20 protein-coding genes are annotated in these 22919 nt (G+C 52.0%); 6 read left to right on the forward strand and 14 right to left on the reverse strand.

Features of this window, described 5'->3' with window-relative positions:
- The first annotated feature begins 10 nt into the window (after window positions 1–10).
- Both dapD and OGY17_RS00985 read left to right on the forward strand, forming a co-directional pair.
- Window positions 11–835 carry a 2,3,4,5-tetrahydropyridine-2,6-dicarboxylate N-succinyltransferase gene (gene dapD, locus OGY17_RS00980; protein ID WP_003829186.1) on the forward strand — a complete coding sequence of 275 codons (825 nt, stop codon included), beginning with the start codon at window positions 11–13 and terminating at the stop codon, window positions 833–835.
- A 109-nt stretch (window positions 836–944) separates the two neighbouring features.
- Window positions 945–1331: a DUF3461 family protein gene (locus OGY17_RS00985; protein WP_005132126.1), complete on the forward strand. Its 387-nt coding sequence runs from the start codon at window positions 945–947 to the stop codon at window positions 1329–1331.
- Between the two features lie 87 nt (window positions 1332–1418).
- Here the strand turns inward: OGY17_RS00985 and cdaR are convergent, their stop codons facing one another.
- The 3 genes from cdaR to dgt all read right to left on the reverse strand — a co-directional run bounded on the left by cdaR (window position 1419) and on the right by dgt (window position 5805).
- The gene (cdaR, locus tag OGY17_RS00990) at window positions 1419–2576 is read right to left on the reverse strand and encodes a DNA-binding transcriptional regulator CdaR (protein WP_003829189.1); all 1158 of its coding nucleotides are present in this window, start codon (window positions 2574–2576) and stop codon (window positions 1419–1421) included.
- A 148-nt stretch (window positions 2577–2724) separates the two neighbouring features.
- On the reverse strand, window positions 2725–4158 hold the full coding sequence (gene degP, locus OGY17_RS00995) for a serine endoprotease DegP (protein WP_003829191.1): 1434 nt from the start codon (window positions 4156–4158) through the stop codon (window positions 2725–2727).
- A 129-nt stretch (window positions 4159–4287) separates the two neighbouring features.
- Complete coding sequence (dgt, locus tag OGY17_RS01000) at window positions 4288–5805, reverse strand: dGTPase (RefSeq protein ID WP_286606250.1); 1518 nt, start codon at window positions 5803–5805, stop codon at window positions 4288–4290.
- Between the two features lie 83 nt (window positions 5806–5888).
- Between dgt and mtnN the strand changes: the two genes are divergently transcribed.
- Genes mtnN through OGY17_RS01015 form a run of 3 tightly spaced genes read left to right on the forward strand, consistent with a single transcriptional unit; the run spans window position 5889 to window position 8041 of the window.
- Entirely contained in the window at window positions 5889–6587 is a 699-nt protein-coding gene (mtnN, locus tag OGY17_RS01005; protein ID WP_003829195.1) for a 5'-methylthioadenosine/S-adenosylhomocysteine nucleosidase, read from the forward strand.
- The gene (btuF, locus tag OGY17_RS01010; RefSeq protein WP_003829197.1) at window positions 6580–7380 is read left to right on the forward strand and encodes a vitamin B12 ABC transporter substrate-binding protein BtuF; all 801 of its coding nucleotides are present in this window, start codon (window positions 6580–6582) and stop codon (window positions 7378–7380) included. Before mtnN ends, btuF begins: the two co-directional genes overlap by 8 nt.
- 37 nt (window positions 7381–7417) lie before the next feature.
- Window positions 7418–8041 (forward strand): TRIC cation channel family protein, encoded by a 624-nt coding sequence (locus OGY17_RS01015; RefSeq protein WP_003829199.1) that lies wholly within the window; start codon window positions 7418–7420, stop codon window positions 8039–8041.
- Window positions 8042–8160: 119 nt separating this feature from the next.
- Here OGY17_RS01015 and erpA read toward each other — a convergent pair whose 3' ends face one another.
- From erpA to clcA, 3 genes are read right to left on the reverse strand one after another with little or no spacing between them, the layout of a single operon-like run.
- Window positions 8161–8505, reverse strand: a complete 345-nt coding sequence (erpA, locus tag OGY17_RS01020) for an iron-sulfur cluster insertion protein ErpA (RefSeq protein ID WP_008786260.1) — start codon at window positions 8503–8505, stop codon at window positions 8161–8163.
- On the reverse strand, window positions 8498–8563 hold the full coding sequence (yadW, locus tag OGY17_RS01025) for a small protein YadW (protein ID WP_122973801.1): 66 nt from the start codon (window positions 8561–8563) through the stop codon (window positions 8498–8500). The genes erpA and yadW overlap by 8 nt, the downstream gene beginning before the upstream one ends.
- 23 nt (window positions 8564–8586) lie before the next feature.
- Complete coding sequence (gene clcA, locus OGY17_RS01030) at window positions 8587–10008, reverse strand: H(+)/Cl(-) exchange transporter ClcA (RefSeq protein ID WP_008786259.1); 1422 nt, start codon at window positions 10006–10008, stop codon at window positions 8587–8589.
- A gap of 168 nt (window positions 10009–10176) precedes the next feature.
- Here clcA and hemL point away from each other — a divergent pair, with 168 nt between their 5' ends.
- Window positions 10177–11457, forward strand: coding sequence for a glutamate-1-semialdehyde 2,1-aminomutase (gene hemL / locus OGY17_RS01035; RefSeq protein ID WP_286606253.1), 1281 nt, complete (start codon window positions 10177–10179; stop codon window positions 11455–11457).
- Between the two features lie 113 nt (window positions 11458–11570).
- Here hemL and fhuB read toward each other — a convergent pair whose 3' ends face one another.
- The 8 genes from fhuB to OGY17_RS01075 all read right to left on the reverse strand — a co-directional run bounded on the left by fhuB (window position 11571) and on the right by OGY17_RS01075 (window position 22710).
- On the reverse strand, window positions 11571–13610 hold the full coding sequence (gene fhuB / locus OGY17_RS01040) for a Fe(3+)-hydroxamate ABC transporter permease FhuB (RefSeq protein ID WP_286606305.1): 2040 nt from the start codon (window positions 13608–13610) through the stop codon (window positions 11571–11573).
- Window positions 13611–13624: 14 nt separating this feature from the next.
- Window positions 13625–14515 carry a Fe(3+)-hydroxamate ABC transporter substrate-binding protein FhuD gene (gene fhuD / locus OGY17_RS01045; RefSeq protein WP_286606255.1) on the reverse strand — a complete coding sequence of 297 codons (891 nt, stop codon included), beginning with the start codon at window positions 14513–14515 and terminating at the stop codon, window positions 13625–13627.
- Window positions 14515–15312 (reverse strand): Fe3+-hydroxamate ABC transporter ATP-binding protein FhuC, encoded by a 798-nt coding sequence (gene fhuC, locus OGY17_RS01050; RefSeq protein WP_003829206.1) that lies wholly within the window; start codon window positions 15310–15312, stop codon window positions 14515–14517. The genes fhuD and fhuC overlap by 1 nt, the downstream gene beginning before the upstream one ends.
- A 47-nt stretch (window positions 15313–15359) precedes the next feature.
- Entirely contained in the window at window positions 15360–17609 is a 2250-nt protein-coding gene (gene fhuA, locus OGY17_RS01055) for a ferrichrome porin FhuA (RefSeq protein ID WP_048227070.1), read from the reverse strand.
- A gap of 210 nt (window positions 17610–17819) precedes the next feature.
- Window positions 17820–18818, reverse strand: coding sequence for a fimbrial protein (locus tag OGY17_RS01060; RefSeq protein WP_286606257.1), 999 nt, complete (start codon window positions 18816–18818; stop codon window positions 17820–17822).
- A gap of 34 nt (window positions 18819–18852) precedes the next feature.
- Complete coding sequence (locus OGY17_RS01065) at window positions 18853–21339, reverse strand: fimbria/pilus outer membrane usher protein (RefSeq protein WP_252430280.1); 2487 nt, start codon at window positions 21337–21339, stop codon at window positions 18853–18855.
- A 43-nt stretch (window positions 21340–21382) separates the two neighbouring features.
- Window positions 21383–22096 (reverse strand): fimbrial biogenesis chaperone, encoded by a 714-nt coding sequence (locus OGY17_RS01070; protein ID WP_060682732.1) that lies wholly within the window; start codon window positions 22094–22096, stop codon window positions 21383–21385.
- A gap of 47 nt (window positions 22097–22143) precedes the next feature.
- A complete protein-coding gene (locus OGY17_RS01075) occupies window positions 22144–22710 on the reverse strand; it encodes a fimbrial protein (protein ID WP_060682733.1) in 567 nt (188 codons plus the stop codon).
- Window positions 22711–22919 lie beyond the last annotated feature (209 nt).

The following is a 22919-nucleotide window of genomic DNA, read 5'->3' on the forward strand; positions in this document are numbered from 1 at the left end:
GAGTTTAACAATGCAGCAGTTACAGAACGTTATTGAGTCCGCTTTCGAGCGCCGTGCCGACATTACTCCGGCAAATGTAGATACCGTAACCCGCGAAGCGGTGAATCAGGTTATTTCTTTACTGGATTCCGGTGCACTGCGCGTCGCAGAGAAGATTGAGGGTCAGTGGGTCACACATCAGTGGCTGAAAAAGGCGGTCCTGCTCTCTTTCCGTATTAACGATAATCAGGTCATCGAAGGTGCGGAAAGCCGTTACTTCGATAAAGTACCGATGAAATTCGCCAACTACGACGAAGCGCGCTTCCAGAAGGAAGGTTTCCGCGTGGTTCCGCCTGCGGCCGTGCGTCAGGGTGCGTTTATCGCCCGTAACACCGTGCTGATGCCATCTTACGTAAACATCGGCGCTTATGTTGATGAAGGTACGATGGTTGATACCTGGGCGACAGTCGGTTCCTGTGCGCAAATCGGTAAAAACGTACACCTGTCCGGCGGCGTTGGCATCGGCGGCGTACTGGAGCCGTTGCAGGCTAACCCAACCATCATCGAAGACAACTGCTTCATCGGCGCACGCTCTGAAGTGGTTGAAGGCGTGATCGTCGAAGAAGGTTCTGTTATCTCCATGGGCGTGTACATCGGTCAGAGCACCCGTATTTACGATCGCGAAACTGGCGAAGTGCATTACGGTCGCGTTCCGGCAGGCTCCGTGGTCGTCTCCGGCAACCTGCCGTCGAAAGATGGTAAATACAGCCTGTACTGCGCGGTGATTGTGAAGAAAGTCGATGCCAAAACGCGTGGCAAAGTGGGAATCAACGAACTGTTGCGCACTATCGACTAACAGCGATTTGAAAAAGCGGGCTTAGCCCGCTTTTTTTACATCTGCGAGTGGCATAAACAAGGCTTTTCGTTAATTATTCAATGGTTATAGTGAGCTTAAGGGTACCGCTATGTATGACAATCTGAAAAGTCTGGGCATTACTAATCCTGAAGAGATCGATCGTTACAGCCTGCGGCAAGAAGCCAACAACGATATCCTGAAAATCTATTTCCAAAAGGATAAAGGCGAGTTTTTTGCCAAGAGCGTGAAGTTCAAATATCCCCGTCAGCGCAAAACGGTGGTAGCTGATGGCATCGGCCAGGGTTACAAAGAAGTGCAGGAGATCAGTCCCAACCTGCGCTATGTGATCGATGAACTGGATCAGATCTGCCAGCGCGATCGCAGCGAAGTCGATCTTAAACGCAAGATCCTTGATGATTTACGTCATCTCGAAAGCGTCGTGACCAACAAGATCAGCGAAATTGAAGCCGATCTGGAAAAACTAACGCGTAAATAACCGCACGTGAATGTATTCGTAGGCCGGGTAAGGCGAAGCCGCCACCCGGCATTTTGCCTGATAAGCGTAGCGCCATCAGGCAATTAATCAATGCTGTTCATCCAGTTGTAACGCCACATACAGCAGCAGTCGGTCGTCAAAATTCCCCAGATCCAGCCCGGTCAGTTCTGAAATACGATTCAGGCGATATTCCAGCGTATTGCGGTGAATAAACAGTGCCTTTGAGGTGGCCAGCGGCTGGACGTTATGACGAAACCATGCCGCCAATGTCCGACGCAGCAATCCGTTGTTATCCATCGCTTTCAGCCTCACCAACGGACGCGCCAGCTCATTGGCCTGCCAGCCACCGCGCAGGCTGTCCAGCAGCACTGGCAACATCAAATCCTGATAGAAATAGCTACGGCTTTCCGGCATCCGCTGTTTACCGACCATCATGGTGGTGCGCGCCGTACGATACGAACGGGCAATGCTACCAGGCCCGGTAAAATAGTTGCCCAGCGACACGCGAAAACGCAGCTGTCCGTTCTCTTTCATGCGGGCAATAAGCTGCTCAACCCGCTTACGATGATCTTCAGCGTCCCAGCGGCCAAACTGATTGAGCGCCGGTTTCAGCACCACCATCTCGGTCAGAGAGACAATCGCAATCAGATTATTACGTTCGGGCGTGGTCAACGCATTCTGCAATTGCTGTAACTCCGCCATCGCACTGTCAACGCCAAGCTGGCCACTATCGACCTCCAACACCGCCACCACGCGTGGCTGGTTCAAATCAATGCCTAAACGCTGGGCCCATTCCATCAGCGCTGGCGTATTCTCTTCCGCCTGAATCAGGTTCATCACCAGCTCTTCACGCAGACGGCTATCCTGCGCTAACAGATGCATCAAGCGCGACTGTTCCAGCATCATTTCGGCGGTCATACACACTAACTCGCCGTATTTGCGCAGATGCTCCGGCTCGCCGGTAAGGCCGATAACGCCAACGATTTCGCCTTCCAGACGCAGAGGCAGGTTTATCCCCTGTCGTACACCGTGCAAGTGACGTGCCACCGCATCGTCGATATCGACCACCCGACCCTGCGAAAGCACCAGCAGCGCGCCTTCGTGCAATTCACCAATACGTTCGCGATCGCCGCTGCCGATTATCCGCCCACGGGCATCCATTACGTTGATATTGGTATCAATGATGCGCATGGTACGCGCCACGATATCCTGCGCCATTTTGGTATCAAGATGCCAACCAGCCATAAACCCCTCCTGTGAGCAGAGCTCAAGCATAGGGAAGATAATAAGCGGCGACATTGTGCAAATGCACAAAGCGAAAGGGAGAAGTATGGAGTTGTGGGAAGTATCACAAAAAGAAACCCCTTCCTGTGCAGGAAGGGGCTGAGGGAGATTACTGCATCAACAGATAGATGGAGCTGTCACCGCGCTGAATGTTCAGCGCCAGTACAGCCGGTTTGCTGTCGAGGATTTTGCGCAGTTCAGCGATGTTTTTCACCGGCTGCTGGTTCGCGCCGATAATCACATCCCCTTTCTTCAGGCCAATCTGTGCAGCCGGAGAATTCGGTTTCACGTCGCTTACCACGACACCTTTGTCCTGGCCTTTGTTGCTCATATCGGCACCTTCGATGCCTTTAAAGATAGAGCTGGAGTCAACCTGAGTCTGGCTGCTCTGCTGCAATTCCAGGTTCACGGTGACCGGCTTACCGTCACGCAGCAGACCCAGGGTGATTTTGCTGCCAACCGGCATCGTACCGACCTGCGCACGCAGGGCGGCGAAGCTGCTGATAGGTTTGCCGTTCAGGGAGGTAATCACATCCCCGGCTTTAATCCCCGCTTTCGCTGCGGAAGAGTTCGGCATCACCTGGCTGACGAATGCGCCACGCTGGGCGTCAACTTTCATCGCTTTCGCCAGCTCAGAGCTCAGCTCGGTACCCATAATGCCCAGCTCACCGCGTTTAACCTGGCCAAACTCAACCATCTGCGAGGTCAGGTTTTTCACCATGTTGCTTGGGATCGCAAAACCGATACCGATGTTACCGCCGTCCGGCGCGAGGATCGCGGTGTTAATACCGATCAGCTCACCGTTCAGGTTGACCAGCGCACCACCGGAGTTACCCCGGTTGATCGCAGCATCCGTCTGGATAAAGTTCTCGTAGTTTTCCGCATTCAGGCCGCTACGGCCCAGTGCAGAAACGATACCGGAAGTCACCGTTTCACCGAGGCCAAACGGGTTACCAATTGCCACGGTGTAATCACCCACGCGCAGCGCATCGGAATCTGCCAGCTTAATCGCCGTCAGGTTTTTCGGATCCTGAATTTGGATCAGCGCGATATCGGAGCGCGGATCTTTACCCACGATCTTCGCGTCAAATTTACGACCATCGCTCAACTGAACTTTAATCACCGTGGCGTTATCTACCACGTGGTTATTGGTCACGACATACCCTTTCGCGGCATCAATAATTACGCCGGAACCGAGTGCCATAAATTTCTGCTGCTGGCCGCCGCCATTGTCAGCGCCCGGTGCGCCGCCCTGGCAGAACGGAGAACTCTGGAACGGAGAACCGTCCTGGCAGAACGGTGAATTATCACCGAAGAACTGCTGGAAATTACGCGGCATGCGCGGCGTATTTACCGTCGTGCTCCCCTCGACGTTAATACTTACCACCGATGGCATCACTTTTTCGAGCATTGGGGCCAGGCTTGGCATCTGTTGGGCGGTCATTGCTGAAGACGACGTCTCAGCCGCTGTAGCAGACAGGGGGGACAACGCCAAACCTAAACTCAGAGCCAGTGCACTCATTGCTAATGTGGTTTTTTTCATGTGTTTCGTTCTCGATTAACAGGTAACGCAAAATTGCTGTATACGTCAGAGTCGTTTTATAGCGCTAAGTTCCAGAATTAAGTTTAAGGAAAAAGTAAAATTTTATTGTCCGTCTTTACAAATGAGTATTTATTGTTCTACGGCCATCAAGCGACGATATTCATCCCAGGCATACAAATCTGTCATTCCGCTGATATAATCCTGAATCAGCCGGCAGCGATAATAATATTCCAGAACCGAATACTCGGCGCACCCCGTCGATATTTTACTAACCGCCTCAACATACGCAAGACGATGGCGGGTAGACAACTTCTGAAATAAACGGGACTCGATAGGAAAACGTTTTACTCTTTCATTGTCGACCAGTTCAGAAAAATCTGACTGAGACATTTTTAATAACGGCTGATAGATCTCCAGCAACCCGCTGATCACCCGATAGCCCTGTAGTTCCAGTTGTTCAACATCCGGATGGCTAAACACATGTTTTACCGCCACATTTTTATAAACACCCAGTAACTGGCTGAAGCTACTTGCATCTTCTAGCAGCGCATGATTAAAGCTGCCTTCATAAATCTGCGGCAAATTATCAATAAACCGCTGGGCCGCATATGGCACCAGTTTATTCAGCGTATTGACGCGTAAATACATAAAGAACTGATCTTCGGTACTCCGGCTTAATGTATTTGAACGTGACTTCTCCCAGGCGTTCTCAACAACCTGGCTAAACAGGGAACCTTTTTCAGGCTGCCCCCACGCCTCATACAGGTGGTGATAAAGTTGCTCGACGCTAAAGATTCTTTTCTCAACGGCATCTTCCAGATCCGCCACGCAATAAGAGATATCATCGGCAGCTTCCATAATCCAGGTTAATGGAAAGCGACTGTAAGGCGCTAATGATAATTCTTTACGCAACCGCTCAATATACGGTTCTTCAGAAAGGTAATAACCCGGCTTCTTCATTAAATAGTTGTGTGTCTCGGGCGCACTGCCGCGCCACCACGCCGGACGGGTATATTTTAAAATACCGCCAACCTGCGCCCAGGTAAGGTTCATACGCATCAACGTATGCACAAGGCGAATACCCTGCGCATTGCCTTCAAAATGGCACAGGTCCTGGCGTACCTTACGGCGAATATCATTCAGCGACTCTTCGCCTTCACGCAACCGTAATGCCGTCACCTGGCAACGGTCATCACTTAGGGGCTGACTTTCTGCGTCTGCGGGATACAGTCGCTGGCGAAACCAGTCATTAATTGCCGCCTCCCCAAAATGGCCAAACGGCGGATTACCAATGTCATGCATCAGGCAGGACATTTCGACAATACTCTCAAATGGCCCTGTCAGTTCATCCAGGCCATACTGCTCCAGCAGCTTTAGTTCTTTCAGTCGGCTGAGGATCTCTTTCGCGATATAGCGCCCAACCTGCTGAACTTCCATCGAGTGCGTCAAGCGCGTGCGTACTGCCGCATTACGCTCCAGCGGAAAGACCTGCGTTTTTTGTTGCAGTCGGCGAATGGCCGGTGAATTGATAATACGTCCGCGATCGCTTTCGAAAATACGCAGGATCTCATGCTCAGTCTTCACGCCCTGCGGCGAACGGTAACGACGATGCCAGTTTATTTTTTTTCGGAAATCGATCTGTGCCATGTCCTCTCCCGCCTGAGAAATGCGCTACCCCTTAAGCGCATGATAGACTATGCCCTCAAATCTGGCTTATCGCGAGTAAATCTATGAAAATCGGCATCATTGGTGCAATGGAAGAAGAAGTTACGCTGCTGCGTGACAAAATCGAAAACCGTCAGACCATCGCGCTCGGCGGTTGTGAAATTTACACCGGCCAACTGAACGGTACAGAGGTTGCGCTGCTGAAATCGGGTATCGGTAAAGTGGCTGCGGCACTGGGCGCTACGCTGCTGCTTGAACGCTGCAAGCCGGACGCCATCATTAATACCGGTTCTGCGGGTGGCCTGGCCTCTACGCTGAAAGTCGGAGATATCGTAGTTTCTGACGAAGCGCGCTATCACGACGCCGACGTCACTGCCTTTGGCTATGAATTTGGTCAGCTACCGGGATGCCCGGCTGGTTTTAAAGCCGATCCTGCGTTGATTGCTGCCGCAGAGTCTTGCATCGCCGAACTCAATCTGAACGCCGTTCGCGGACTTATCGTCAGCGGCGACGCATTCATTAACGGTTCCGTGGGGCTGGCTAAAATTAAGCATAACTTCCCACAGGCGATTGCCGTTGAGATGGAAGCGACCGCAATTGCGCACGTTTGCCACAACTTTAACGTGCCATTTGTCGTGGTTCGCGCTATCTCTGACGTTGCCGATCAGCAGTCCCATCTCAGCTTTGACGAATTCCTGGTGGTTGCCGCGAAGCAGTCAAGCCTGATGGTTGAAACGCTGGTACAGAAACTGGCGCATGGCTAAATTACTCTCCAGGGCGCTGGTCGCCCTGCTTTTCACTCTCCCGGCGTTCCTTTACGCCGCGCCGCGTGTTGTGACGCTTTCTCCTGCCAATACTGAACTCGCTTTTGCCGCTGGCATTACCCCCGTTGGCGTCAGCAGCTATTCAAACTACCCGCCAGAAGCCAAAAATATTGAGGAAGTCTCAACCTGGCAAGGGATGAATCTTGAACGTATTGTGGCGCTGAAACCTGATTTGGTCGTCGCCTGGCGCGGGGGAAATGCTGAGCGGCAGGTGAATCAACTGACCTCTCTGGGAATTAAGGTCATCTGGGTGGATGCCGTTACCATTGAGCAGGTTGCCGATGCGCTACGCCAATTAGCAGCATGGAGCCCCAAGCCTGAACAAGCTAAACAGGCGGCGCAAACCATGCTTGATGACTATGCTTTACTTAAATCTCAGTATGCCAACAAACCGAAAAAACGCGTGTTTCTCCAGTTTGGTGCCAATCCTCTGTTTACCAGTGGAAAAGGTTCTATTCAGCACGAAGTTCTTGAGGTATGTGGCGGAGAAAACATCTTTGCCGGTAGTCGGGTTCCCTGGCCGCAGGTTAGCCGTGAGCAGGTCCTGGCACGAGCCCCCCAGGCTATTGTTGCAACCGGCGGTCCAGGCGAAACTCTGAAAATTGAGCAATACTGGGGAAACCAGCTAAAAATACCCATTATTACACTTAATAGTGACTGGTTCGAACGCGCGAGCCCGCGTATTATCCTCGCCGCAAAACAACTCTGTAATGCGCTTTCACAGATAAATTAGCGCCTGCCCCCACCAGGTCTGTTGTGAGGATTTAAAAATGCTCGTCTATTGGCTTGATATTGTCGGCACCGCGGTATTTGCAATCTCTGGCGTATTACTGGCCGGAAAATTACGTATGGATCCGTTTGGCGTCCTGGTACTCGGCGTGGTTACCGCCGTTGGTGGTGGTACGATCCGCGATATGGCGCTGGATAATGGACCGGTTTTTTGGGTTAAGGATCCGACCGATCTGGTGGTGGCGATGATCACCAGCATGCTGACGATCCTGTTGGTACGTCAACCAAGACGCATACCGAAATGGATCCTTCCGGTGCTGGATGCCGTTGGTCTGGCTGTGTTCGTGGGTATTGGGGTCAACAAGGCATTTCTCGCAGGAACAGGGCCGCTGGTGGCGATTTGTATGGGGGTGATTACCGGCGTTGGTGGTGGGATCATTCGCGATGTGTTAGCTCGTGAAGTCCCGATGATTTTGCGCACCGAGATCTACGCCACAGCCTGTATTATCGGCGGGATCGTGCATGCGACAGCGTTTTATACCTTTGATGTTTCACTGGAAAACGCCAGTATGATGGGGATGATTGTCACGCTGCTGATTCGGCTTGCCGCCATTCGCTGGCATCTGAAATTGCCGACGTTTGCGCTGGATGATAACGGGCGTTGATATGACGATACAGAACATGTAGGCCGGATAAGGCGTTTACGCCGCCATCCGGCACATTGCCCGGTGGCGTTGCGCTTACCGGGCCTACAACATCAGACCATCAGTATTACAGACAGCAATCAGATGCTGAAAGAAGAACCACACCCGCAGGTGCTTTTCGCATTCGGGTTAGTCACAACGAAGCGGGAACCTTCCAGACCTTCGGTATAGTCAACCGCGCCGCCCACCAGATATTGCAGACTCATCGGATCAACGACCAGACCAACACCTTGTTTCTCGATGGTCATATCACCTTCATTGACCTGATCATCAAAGGTGAAACCGTACTGGAAACCGCTGCAACCACCGCCAGTGATATACACGCGTAATTTCAGATTCGGGTTATCTTCGTCAGCGATCAGGCTTTTAACTTTATTGGCTGCTGCTTCAGTAAATTGCAGTGGCAGCGCTACGTCATCACTCATATTTTGCTCCAAACGACATCGGCAATTGGGTAAATTTCAACCCAATATTTTGGGCCATTATCTAATACCCTGGTATTTCGTTCAAGTATTCTCGCCAGCGGCAGTGCCCTGGCTTTTTGCCGCCTGCTCCGCTTCCTGTTTTGCCAGCGTACGGGCCAGGATAGTCGAGTATAGCGGCTTTCCGCCCATAAATTGGGCTAATAGTGTTGCGCCAAGACAGGTAATAATCATTGGCAAAATGAGCTGATAGTTATCGGTCATCTCCAGCACCAGTACAATACCCGTTAGCGGCGCACGCACCGAAGCAGCCAACAAAGCCCCCATTCCGGCAATGGCAAAGGTTCCGGCCTCCAGGTGATACTGCGGAAAAGAGGCTGCCGCAGCCATACCGAACGCCGTACCAAGCAACGTCCCCAACGCCAGCATCGGGGCGAAGATCCCACCGGGCGCGCCGGATGAGAAGCACAGCAGCGTGGTGACGACCCGGGTGATAAATATAAACAGCAGTAGACCGACGCTAAAATTGCCTGCTGCGGCAATCGGGATCAGGTTAAAGCCACCGCCTGCCGCTTCAGGTTGAATTAATCCCAGGATACCGCACAGACCGCCGATCGCGCCGCCCATCAGCACCCATTTTTTAATTTCACCGCCGTGAAAGCGCTGGAACATATCCTGGGTGCGCAACACCATGGTGTTGAACAATGGCCCGACACAGCCAAAAATAAGCCCGAGCACGAGATACAGCCACAGCGTATTCACCGGCGCATTAGACAGTTTCCCGACTTCAATTATCGGGGCTTCACCGTTGAAAACACGAAACACAATGCTCGACATAATAACGCCGGTAAACACGGCTTTGATCGACACAAGGTTATAGCGAAACTGCGGGCGCATCTCTTCAATGATGAACAGGATCCCCGCCAGCGGAGCGTTAAACGCCGCCGAAAGGCCCGCTGCGGCACCGGTAGCCAATAAGGTATGCCGCGCTTCGGCGCTACGCATGCGGAAAATATCCAGCACCATGCGCCCGAGGTTACCGCCAATCTGCACGGTCGGACCTTCACGCCCAAGCACCATGCCAGCACCCAGCGTGCCCATGCCGCCGATAAATTTCACCGGCAGGACACGCCACCAACGCACAGGTCGCAGCTCTTCCAGCGCACCTTCAATCTCTGGGATCCCCGAACCACCGGCTTCCGGCGCAAATTTACGCACCAGGAAATAGCCGACCATCGCCAGCAACGCCGAGAGAATAAACGCCAGCGGCCACAGCAGAATGTCATGGTCCGCAACCTGAGCCAGCGTGCCAATGCGCTGATTCTGCACCCAGGTCACCGCTTTCTCAAATGCCACGCCAACAAGCCCTGTCACAGTACCCACTACTGCAGCCATCAACAGGATCGCCAACGGCGTTTTGTCTCGTTCCAGGAGACGACGAATTTGATCCCTGCGGCGTAAACGCACAATTTGCTGTGCTTCAAAAGAGGGAGTGTCTGTCTTCATCAGATGATCATTAATTGGTAATACAAATACGGAATCGGCATTCTACTCGCACATTTCGCGAAAATCCCCTGCAAATCGCATTGTTTCAAATGCGTAAAACTTTCATAACCTTCTCTGAATAACTAGAATAGCGGGCATTTACTTTTTCTACGAACCAGGACCCCATCCATGAGTAAGTCTGAAAATCTCTACAGCGCAGCACGCGAACTTATCCCAGGCGGCGTTAACTCCCCCGTTCGCGCCTTTACTGGCGTGGGTGGTACTCCGCTGTTTATCGAAAAAGCGGACGGCGCGTATCTGTACGATGTCGATGGTAAAGCCTATGTCGATTACGTCGGTTCCTGGGGACCGATGGTACTGGGTCACAACCACCCGGCAATCCGTAATGCGGTGATTGAAGCTGCGGAGCGCGGTTTAAGCTTCGGAGCACCGACCGAGATGGAAGTGAAAATGGCGGCGCTGGTCACCGAATTAGTGCCGACCATGGACATGGTGCGCATGGTGAACTCCGGTACGGAAGCGACAATGAGCGCAATCCGTCTGGCGCGCGGTTTCACCGGTCGCGATAAAATCATCAAATTTGAAGGCTGCTATCACGGCCATGCCGACTGCCTGCTGGTTAAGGCTGGTTCAGGCGCATTAACGCTGGGCCAGCCGAACTCCCCAGGCGTTCCGGCAGATTTCGCGAAACACACCCTGACCTGCGCCTACAACGATCTCGCTTCAGTACGTGCGGCATTTGAACAGTACCCGCAGGAGATCGCTTGCATCATCGTTGAGCCGGTCGCCGGCAACATGAACTGCATCCCGCCGCTGCCGGAATTCCTGCCGGGCCTGCGTGCGCTGTGCGATGAGTTTGGCGCACTGTTGATCATAGATGAAGTGATGACCGGTTTCCGCGTAGCGCTGGCCGGTGCGCAGGATTATTACGGCGTCGTGCCGGATCTGACCTGCCTCGGTAAAATCATCGGTGGCGGAATGCCCGTTGGCGCATTCGGCGGTCGCCGCGATGTGATGGACGCACTGGCGCCGACCGGTCCGGTTTACCAGGCGGGGACGCTTTCCGGTAACCCGATCGCGATGGCGGCAGGTTATGCCTGTCTGACCGAAGTCGCCCAACCGGGTATTCATGAAACGCTGAACGAACTGACGACGCGTCTGGCGGAAGGTCTGTTGGAAGCTGCCGAAGAAGCGAATATTCCGCTGGTGGTTAACCATGTGGGCGGAATGTTCGGGATTTTCTTCACCGATGCAGAAACCGTAACCTGCTATCAGGATGTGATGGCATGCGACGTCGAACGCTTCAAGCGCTTCTTCCACATGATGCTGGATGAAGGAATTTATCTGGCGCCGTCTGCTTTCGAAGCGGGCTTTATGTCCGTGGCGCACAGTGAAGACGATATCAATAACACCATCGACGCCGCGCGCCGGGTGTTTGCGAAATTGTAAACAAGAGAACGTGCAGAAATGTAGGCCGGGTAAGGCGAAGCCGCCACCCGGCTTTTTTATTGCCGGATGTCGACTAAAAGTGTCTTATCCGGCCTACATGAAAGGGTTCAGCCTCAGCGACTCTGCTTTCTCAGCAGATAGATAAAGTACGGCGCACCAATAAACGTCGACAATAATCCCGCCGGGATCTGATACGGAAACAGCACCATCCTGCCGCACCAGTCAGCAAAGACCAGCAACACGCCACCCGCCAGCGCCGAAATCAGCATATGCGGCATCGCCCGACGAAAACCCATCATACGGGCAATATGCGGAGCCATCAGCCCGACAAAGCTCAACGGTCCAATAGTCATGGTGGCTGTCGCCGTCAGCCCTGCCGCCAGCAGCAGTAACCCCACGCGTGATGGCGTGATAGCCATACCTACAGCCCGCGCCGTATCGCCGCCGAGCGGTAAAATTGTTAGCCAACGGCGGCACAGAGGCGTCATCGCCAGCAGAATCACCATCACAATCCCGGTACGCAGTACTTGCTCTCCGCTCGCGTTATAGGTTGAACCGGAAATCCAGGTCAACACGCCCGCCATGCGCGGATCGCCGCTGGCCTGCAGCATCATCAGCAGCATAGTAAAGGCCGTACTGAGCGCCATACCGGCCAACAGCATACGGTGCGGTGAAAAACCACCGCGCCCGGCAGCTATCATAATGATAAGCAGAGTAGCCGCGGCCCCGAGGCTTCCGGCGGGCAGCAGCCAGCCAAAAGCATTTCCGTGGACCAAAAACAGCATGAGTACCACGCCAAATGCTGCACCGGAGCTAATACCCAGCACTTCCGGGCTGGCCATCGGGTTGCCCGTCAGACGTTGAATAATACAGCCCGCTACCGCCAGCATCACCCCGGCAATCAGTGCCGCCAGAATGCGAGGCCAGCGCCAGGGCATCAGCTCATCCAGCATCGCGCCGCTGGCCCATGTCCAGCCATGTGCGTCGCGGCCAAACGACAGCGCCACCACGAGGGTTAGCAGCAAGATAACGCCACCTGCCAGCGCAAACATCAGCACATTCTGACGCTCAGCGGCGATGCGATTACTGGCGTTCATATCCGGGGCGCTCATACTCCTCAAGCGCGGCAACAACCACAGTAGCAACGGTGCGCCAATCAACGCCGTCACTGAACCGGTGGAGACTTCCATCCATACGCGGGTCAGCCACAGAATGATTTGGTCGGAGAGCCAGAGGATCAACGCACCAATCAGCGGGGCAAGCACCAGACGTGCCAGCAAACGACGCGCACCGAGCATTTTCGCCAGCAGCGGTGCAAACAGGCCAATAAAGCCGATAATCCCAACCGCGTTAACCAGTAAGGCGCTGATGACAATGGCCAGCGATAACGCCGCCAGACGTGCCAGCGACAGCGCCAGACCGAGGTTGCGCGCCACGCCGTCATCCAGTCCCATCAGCGTCATTGGGCGTAATAACAACAGAGTCAGCATCACACCGCCCAACAGCTGCGGCCACAGACGCTGTACGCCGCTCCAGTCGGTTTGCGTTAACGTGCCGCTGCTCCATAAAAACATGCTTTGCAGCTGATCGTGATGGAAGATAACCATCAACTGGTTAATCGCCCCGCAGTACAGGCTGACCACCAGCCCGGCAAGGATTAACGTCACCGGAGAAAGACGCTTGCCCCAGGCAACGCCAAACACCAGCGCCCCAACGACACATGCTCCCGCCAGCGCCGCAAATTGCGTGGTCAGCGCACCAGGAATAGCCCACAGCGTGGTAACCGTAATGCCCAACTGCGCACCAGTCGCAACGCCCAGCGTGGTTGGCTCCGCCAGAGGGTTACGCAACACCTGCTGAAACAACACGCCGACCAGACCCAGCCCGGCGCCGACCAGTAGCGATATCGCCAGCCTCGGCAGCAGGCTATAGTGAAAAACCATCTGCTCAATGATGTCGATATCCGGTGACCAGATAGCCTGTTGCCACTGACTGCGCGGTAGCGCAACGGAGAAGTTAACCCATGTCAGCCAGCAGGCAGCAACAAACAGCACCAACAACAGCAACGCCGGATGGCGGCTTCGCCTTATCCGGCCTACAAAGCGCCCAAACCGTAGGTCGGATAAAGCGCTTTTCGCGCCGCCATCCGGCATTTCAAGTTTCCTGCTCACGCTTTGCCTCCCAACGCATTATCCAGAATACGGGCAAAATGCATGGCCGATAGCGTTGCGCCATAGAACCAAACGGCAGGCACACGTTGAAAACGTCCGCCACGGACAAACGGCATCGCCTGCCATAATGGCGTAGACATCAGCGCAGCCATCTCTTTATCGTTGCCGTGATCAAAGCACAGCACATCGACATCCTTATAAGCAGCCAGACGGTCAATACTCACGGCAGTGCTGCCCCAGAAGTTTGTTTCTCCCTGCCAGGCGTTAGGGATCCCATATTCGTCCAGTACGTCCTGGAACAGGCTGTTTGAACCAAACACCAGCATATGCCGCGAATCAAGCAGGGATGTCAGGAGCACGGGACGCGCGCCGCGTTGCATAAAGCGCGGTTTCAGGCTGGCGATAAAATGATCGTACTCAGTCAAATGGCGTTCAGCAGAGGCTTGCAGATTGAACAATTGCGCCATTTCCTGCAGCGACTGTCGCGCAACGACCAGCGGCTTTTTGCCATCGCTAAAGTTAAATCCCCGGCCTGGTGCAATCCGCGCCAGCTTTTCAGGAGAAGGACCGTAACCTGCCGACCAGAGCAGAAACGAGGGCTTCATTTCGGTCAGCAGTTCGAGATTGGGTTCCGTACGTAGCCCGACGTCAATTACCGAGTCCGGCAGAGGAGGCTCACTGACCCACAGCTTGTAGTTAGGGATATCTGCGATGCCATACGGCGTAATACCCAGCGCCAGCAGCAGCTCTACAGGCAGCCATTCCAGCGCTACAATGCGCTGGGGATCAACCGCCGCGGCGTGCGCCGTATTCATCCGCCACAGCAGAGGCGACAGCGCCATCGCCGTAAGCAGCCGCCGACGAGTAATATGATGTAATCCGATCATTAATAGACAAAACTCACGGGTGCGGCACCGGCCGGATGCGGCAAAATGCCCATCGGGATACCGTAAATTTGTTCCAGAGTTTCACTGCGCATCAGTTCAGCAGGCGTTCCTTGAGAAATCATCTCACCACCGCGCAGCGCAACGAGGTAATCGCAGTAACGGGCCGCCATATTGATATCATGCAGCACCGCAACCACCGTCAGCCCGCGCTGCTGGCTTAAGCGGTGCACCAGCGCCAGCACGTCAACCTGATGGGCGATATCCAGCGCGGAAGTCGGTTCATCAAGCAGCAGACAGCGGCTGTCCTGTGCCACCAGCATGGCAATCCACGCGCGTTGGCGTTCCCCACCGGACAGGCTATCGACCAGACGGTGCGCCAGCGGCTTTAAACCTACCAGCGAAATTGCTTCTTCTACTTTCTCTCTGTCGGCAACGCCAAAACGCCCCAGCGCCCCGTGCCACGGATAACGACCAATCGCCACCAGTTCGCGTACCGTCATCCCTTCTGCCTGCGGCAGCTGTTGCGGCAGATAGGCGACCTTGCGGGCAAACGCTTTACTACTCCAGCTCTCCAGCGGCTGTTCGTCGAGCAGGATTTCACCTTCTGACGGCGGCTGATGACGTCCCAGCATTTTCAATAATGTCGATTTACCGGAACCGTTGTGGCCGATAAGACCAGTCACTTTCCCTACAGGAAAAGTTAATGAGAGAGGATGCAAAAGCGTGCGGCCAGGCACACGAAAGGAGACATTACGCAACGCAAAAGTGGTGTCGGGATGGGATCTGTTTTCCTGCATAGCAGCCAACTTGTAAAACGGGCACGCAAAGCGTGCCCAAAGAGAAATTAGAAACGGAAGGTTGCAGTTGCAACGACCTGACGTTCTGCGCCCCAGAAGCAGCCATAAGTATTGAAGCAGCTGGCGACGTATTCACGGTCAAACAGGTTGTTCACATGCAGCGCCACGTTGGAGCCAGCCATACCTACACGCGCCAGATCGTAACGTACTAACGCATCTACCAGCGTGTAGCTTCCCACTTTGAAGGAGTTTGCCGGATCGCCATAGCTGGAACTAGTATAACGAACACCCGTACCCAACGTCAGCCCGGAAAGCGCGCCATCATAGAGGGTGTAATCCCCCCACAGTGATGCCATATGTTTTGGCACCTGAGCAGGCGTATTGCCTTTGTAGTTGGTGTCGGTGGTGTATTCCGCATCGGTGTAGGTATAAGAACCCACCACGTTAACGCTGGCAGACAGTGCCGCTTTCGCTTCGATTTCCACACCGCGTGAACGAATTTCACCGCCTTCAACTGACCAGATCGATCCATTCGGATCGGCCATCAGGTTGTTGGTTTTGGTCAACTGGTAAACGGCACCGGTTAATACAATCGGACGGTCGCTCGGCACGTACTTCACGCCCGCTTCGTACTGCTTACCTTTAGATGGCGCAAAGATATTGCCGCTTTCCCCAACCTGAGAATTAGGTTCAAACGATTCGCTGTAGCTGAAATACGGGGTTACACCGTTATCGAACAGGTAGTTAACTCCGCCACGCCAGGTGAACTGTCGGTCATCACGGGAGTCCAGCACACCAGAAACGCGGTTCAGAGAGTCCTGCTTAGCCCAGTCGTAACGACCGCCCAGAGTGACCAGAACCTTATCCCACTGCATCTGATCCTGAGCGTACAGGCCCGTTTGTTCCTGTTTATTCAGAACGCGATAAGCTGCGCCAGGTCCAGGGTGCGAGCCAAAGTCAAAATCGCTACGGTCAAGATTATAGATATCAGACGGCGCTACCGAACCAGCCCAACCGAACCAGGAGTTGATATCGTTACGCATACGCATATAGTCAACGCCGGTCAGCAATGTGTGATCCAGGGAACCGGTGGCGAATGTGCTCTGCAACTGGGTATCAACAGAGAAATTCTGCAATTTTTCATTGTCGTCAACGTACTGACGAGTCAGCGTGTGATCCCAATCTGACTGAGGGATGCTGGCGCAAGGACTGTTAGCCGGATCCTTGGTATACAGCGGATCGGAGCACATGCCGTAGCCGTACACGCTTTTCTGCGACACTTTGTTTTGCGCATAACGCAGGTTCTGACGTACGGTAAAGGTGTCGTTAAATTCGTGGTCGAAGCTGTAGCCCACCATCTTCTCGTTACGAGAGTAGGTATTGTTGTCCGCACCTTCGTTGAAATCGGTCGGCAGACGTGAACCATTTGGCAGCTTAGACACGGTCCCCTCTTTCGGCAACCAGCCGTAATAACCGGTTTCCGGCTCGTTCTGGAAGTAGGAGAGGAAGGTGAAATTCGTCTTATCATCCGGACGCCATGTGAAAGATGGCGCTATAGCATAACGCTGTTCTTCTGCGCCCTGCTGCTGCGCATTCGCGGAACGCGCCAGGCCGGTCAGGCGGTATGAGTACACACCATCGTCATCCAGCGCATCGCTGAAGTCAAAACCGGTCTGGAACAGGCTGTCAGTGCCCATTTTGAACTGAACTTCTTTCAGCGGCTCCGTTGTCGGGCGCTTGCTGACCATGTTCAACAACCCACCCGGGTTGCTCTTTCCGTACAGAACGGAAACCGGACCGCGCATCACTTCGGCGCGCTCCAGCATATAAGGGTCGATGACCGCATCATTGTAGAAGTTGCCCTGCATCTTCAGGCCATTCAGATAGTTATTCTGACTTTGGCCGTCGGCGGCAAATCCGCGAATAATCAGGTAGTCATAGGTATTGGACGCGCCACGCGTACCCACGGCAACGCCCGGGGTGTAGCTGAGCGCCTCTTTGACCGATTTTGGCTGATGCAACGCCATCTCTTCGGCGGTGACCACTGAAATAGACTGAGGAACTTTTTGAATCGGAGTGTCGGTTTTGGTCGCCGTAGCAGACTGTCGTGCAGCGATGGTTGCCGCAGGCCCCCATGCGCTTTCCTGCGGAGCAGGTGCAGCAGTTACGGTGATGGTTTCTTCTTTCGGGTCAACCGCCGCCTGTGCATAGACAGACATGCCGCTAACCGCTGTGGCTACCACTACTGCGATTTTACGCAGTGATGAACTTGGCTGAGCAGTTTTAAGACGCGCCATTGGTATTTCTCTGATTAAAGTGAATGATAACGTAAACGAGAATTATTATTATAACGGCAGCATAATATTCGAAACTCTGGCGAGATAGCAAGCAATACGCGTCCCTACTAAAACTGAGGGGTTAAGAAATAACCAGATGAAAAGAAAGGGTTAATAAATTAGGCTGGAATGTTTAAAAGAAAAGCCTGCAAATACACAGGCTATTTTTGGCTAGCGGTAAAAAACGCTAAATGTCGCAACAGAGTCAACCTTTCCCGCTTTTACAGTGCCTGTTTGTACATATCTCGCTTTCAAAGGGATAGTGACAGACTGCCTATCGGTTGTTTGCGCTACCGCGTTGTAATCTTGATCAAATTTCAGCACATTATTGTTGCTGTCGAGGATTTGTAATCCGACCCCTTCGGCCGCGTCATTACCACTGGCGATCTCCAGGATGTCGCTATTGCCACTCACGCCAGTTGAACCGGCAGTGGTGAATTTATAATCAAGTTTGATGCCAGCAACACACTGTTCCAGCTGAATCTTGAAACTATCATCAGATACAACATCGGAATAACCGTCCACAATATCGCTAGTCATGATTCTCTTAAGCGGCACTGTGATATTTTTTTCAACCAAATTGCAGGTGTTAGCAGTAACGTTAATCGCTATTGGGGCAAAGCGAATTTGAGCAATAACCTGCGAATCATAAATCCAGTCCGCATTGAGCATGTTGACGTCAATAACCCCTGACTGCACAACACCAGTGACGACAAATTCAGCCCTCGCACGTGATTGAATACTATAGTCACTTAAATTGGATGTTTTTGCCGTCCCTAGATGCATAGGGGTAACCAGCGATCCTTCTGTTAGGTCGGAAGAGCTATCTTTAGCCCAGGCGACCCGAAAACCTATTCCTGGAACATTTGTTTGATAAACGCGGCTAAGGGGATTATCCGTGCGGGCATCGCTACTCGTGAATACGGTATAGCCTGTATAGATATCGCCATTATCTGTACAGTCCACGACTTTAATAAGATCGCCAGTCACTTCCTGGGTTGCAATGATCGTACCTGGAGCGGCGTCCGCATTTACCGTAAACGACGGCATATTGAACGTAGAGGTTGACGGCGACGCATCATTCTCAATTTTGCAGGATGCCTGAACTGATTGCTGTGCGAACAATAGACCGCAACATAGAATCAATCTAAAAATCATATAATTATTCATATTCCCACAGTCCATTTTATGTTTTCCCTTTACACTATCGACACTCAACCGCAGCCTGGTAAATAGAGGACTCGATATCGTCTGGGATCTGCGCATTTCCTTCACAGCGCTGTTCTGGAGCACTACCCCACTGTACTTTAAACGGTACATTACCTTTCAAACCGGTCAGATAAACTTCGCCACCATCTCCGACTATTGAGGAGCCCCCCTCAATTGACAGTACCGCGCCGAAAGGCACAAAACTCGATCCATGGTGAAGTGTTAATAAGGCGCGAATACCCTGGCGGGCAGAGAAATTAGCTGCGACAACTGCCCCTTTCGTAGGTACGACATCTTTGGCCGGTTTTTCGATATCCAGATCGTCGCGTTCCCCGCTGTTCACCGTGACGGTATTACGACGATAATTAGTTAGATATGGTACGACCGCATTTCCCCAGTAGTCAGTGTAAATACCTTGCATATTCTGGACTTTAACATCTGCTCCCTCGTCAATATGGACAATAGCAAAAGCATCCTGGACAGATTGCCCCAGCGTAATACCATAAGGATGTGCGACGACGGATCCTTGCGCGCTGTAGTTCCACTGTTTGCTATCTTTGGCATAGCTATAGTTCGCCCCAATTTCACCGTATGAGCCACGATAACGCCCCGTCATGCTCGCACCATATCCAGTATCGTGATCGGTATAGCTTTGCTGCAGGTTATAACTTAAGTTGTTATCTTCCAGCGCAGTCCCGCCAATCCCAACCTGATGCACGGTATTGCCATTTTTAGCGCTGTTTAGGTTGTAGGTCGCCCAACTGTTTGACAGCCAACGTGACAAAGGAATATTGACGGAAAATGCAACCTGCTGATCATTATCGCTGTTTGGTGTTTTTGTCAGGCTATAGTTCACAGACCAGGTGATGTCCTGCCAACTGGAACTGAATCCCATACTGGCACTGCGCTCATGCCCACTCATATCCCAGTAATCTTGTTGATAACCATTGATATACACAGACCCTATAGAGCCCAATGATTGCGACATACTCAACTGTAATCGGCTACGACGGTTGTTTGTTTTACGGTAATTGTAGATTCCATCATCTTCACCTCTATCGCGCTGATCGAGTGCTTCCTGGAAGGTATAAAAACCAGAAGTGGAATAACGGTAACTGGCCAGCGTCACCGTGGTATCTGTTGCAGAAAAGTCTTTGGAATATTGTGCACGCCAGGATAAACCATTGGCATTACCACGCCCATCGTCAAACTGAGTTCTGGCCGCAGTAACATCTACAGACACAGAACCAAGCTCACCGAGATCGGCCCCCGCCCCGACCAGACCGGCACGATAAATTGATGCTTCGAGCGCTCCGCCATACAGCGTAATGCCATGAGGCATGCCGTAGATTACCGTCGCCTGACCAAACCCAGGTTCCTCGCCGTTATCGCTATCGCGGTATTTTCCACCAGCAAGGCTATATTTCAGCGCACCTTCACGCTGTAAGATGGGTACCGAAGCGCTTGCCTGAATAAACGAATGCTCGCTTCCATCAGCCTCTTTAACGGTAACTTGTAAATCTGACCCTGCTGTTACCTGACTGAGATCTCTGATTTCAAAGGGGCCGCTGGAGACATAAGTCTGATATATCGTGTAGCCATTTTGCTTAATCGTTACTTTTGCATCGCTATTGGCAATTCCGCGCACAACAGGCGCAAACCCTTGTAAGCTATTGGGTAACATGCTGGTATCGGTTTCCAGCTTCACCCCTGTCATCTGTACGCTGTCAAACAGTTCGCCGTTGGTATATGTCTGGCCAATTTCAAGCTGGCTTTGCAGAAATTTAATATCCCGCTCCAGCGTGGTGCTGATCGCATCCCAGCCATCCGAATTGCTGTAGGTACTTGAATTACGAAGCCGCCAGGCGCCAAGATTTAGACCGGAATTAAGGCTTGCCCAGTTCGAGTTATCGTTCTCGCCATTTACTTGCTGGCGGTTGCCGCTAATGTAATAGCTGCTCCATGCCGCAGGAATGCCATCGTCCCAGTCTTTAATAGGGATAGCGCCAGCGACTTGCTGGTCGCGATAAATTTGCGGGATCCGCATGAAAAGAGTTTGGCTATCGAGTTGAAAATCAAACTTTGCTCCCGATATGTACTGGGCGATGTCGCCAACTGGAGCCGTATCAGCCAATGATTTCAAGCCGGGAAGGCTATCGACCTTCACCCCCAGCTCTCTGAGATCCCCTTTGCTGAACTGCGGGAGTAATTGCGTCTTATCCTGTGATAGTACGTAAGTAATATTTCGCTTATCAATGCGATCATAATCCCACATCACTTCAGTCAAATAAGTCCCTGGCTGTAACCCATTATTTTGCAAAAAGGTTTCCAGTGTTGACGTATTCTCTAACGGTGTACCGAGTTCCAGAATATGCAAATTGAATTCATCTTCAGCACTCGCTGGGTGCAAAAATGAGCATAATGCCAGCGTAATGCTGTTGAGCAAAAAGAGTCGACAAGATCGCAAAGGATAAGGCCGCATATAATAAAGTCCCTTTAATTATTACCCATACGGTCATTGCGTATTATAGTTGTTGGCGCTTTTTCACCGTTGCAGCGCCATAGTCATTCACTGCAGCCCATGACACATCACCTACTGCAGCTGCAGGTATTGAAAATATCTGTTCCCCAAAGGGAGGAACCGTCATTGACAATGACTCAGGTACAGAACTGTCTGCGAGAGGTTTTACCTGCTTTCCGCCAACAGAGAGTTCTAATAACGAAATATGAAATGGCGTTGGATTTTTTGCGGTTAATTGAGAACCCTGACGGCTAAACCGTAATTTTTCCCACGCACCGGCAGCGGCCGATTCTTTAAGACCCACTGGCCGCCAAAAAAGTTTCAGCTGTGTTTTCATCGCAAACTGCAGCGTATTTTTATCTTTTAATTCATCAGGCATAGCCGAAACAGATTTAAAGTTGGCAACAAACATCGATTCACGGTCTTGTGGTAGCGATCCTTTATCGCCAATAAAGACGATATGCAGCAGAGCCTGGCCATTAGCGTCCATTTTATAAATCGGCGGAGTGATAATAAAAGGCGCTTTTGTGTTATCTGTCTTTGTTACCCAGCTTTGTATCAGATATTTATTGGCATCTTCTTTATTCTTAATAGATATCTGTACTTCTTTTTTATTCTCCGGGTAAATGATTCTAGTTCCCCCCAGGACAATGCTGGCCTGTGCATTTATGGCAATAAGCCCAATGATGGCAAAACAAATTCGCGCATATAATTTCACCCGCAATACTCCCTGGTCAGGCAGCCCTGAAGGGCTGCCTGTCATACTTAACGATAGAATACGGTAAAATTCGCGGAGGCGTGATATTTACCTGCAGTCGGTTTTTCATCACCAATCTGAATCACTTTCGCGGTATAGTTGAAAATAGAAGGCGTTGCTTCATCGCCAGTATTCGCCACATCCGTGGTTGATACCGGAACGGAGTCATCAAACACAACGTCAGTGTTACCACCATTATTATTGGTAACGGTAATACCCACATTTGTTGCAGCACTCGCATCACTAAGGTCGTTCTTCAGGCGTAATTTCTCGCCGTCAGTAGTGTCACCACTGAACCTCAGGTTTAAACTTGCTATAGCAGGGTCACATTTAGCCAGAGAAATCTGGAAATCTTTTGTCGGGCCAATTGCCCCATCAGAACCAAAATTATCCGGGTAAGCATCAGCAAAAGTAACCACGGTATTTGCTCCTGCGCCATCGACATCAATAACGCAAGTGTCGGCAACAATACGGCCAGAAAACTCTACCTTACCCGTATCTTCTGCAAATGCAGAAGTATTTACAGCGGCAATCAGGCTTCCGGCCATCAGCACAGTAAGAAGCTTTTTATTCATTAGAATCCCTTAATCAGAACGATTGAATGACAAAGTCCCATTGCCAATAATAAATTACTGGCGAGAAATATTGAGGGTGAGCACGGAGAGAAAAGAATAAAGATATGCAAAAAACATGATCTTCTGAAATCCCTTCATCAAATCAATACAATGAATCGTGTATAGTGTTCACTCGCGGATTAAATCAAACCACCGGAGAGACTGTCTAT

Origin of the sequence: Citrobacter sp. Cpo126 (genome assembly GCF_030332445.1) — a bacterium.
GTDB lineage: Bacteria > Pseudomonadota > Gammaproteobacteria > Enterobacterales > Enterobacteriaceae > Citrobacter > Citrobacter portucalensis.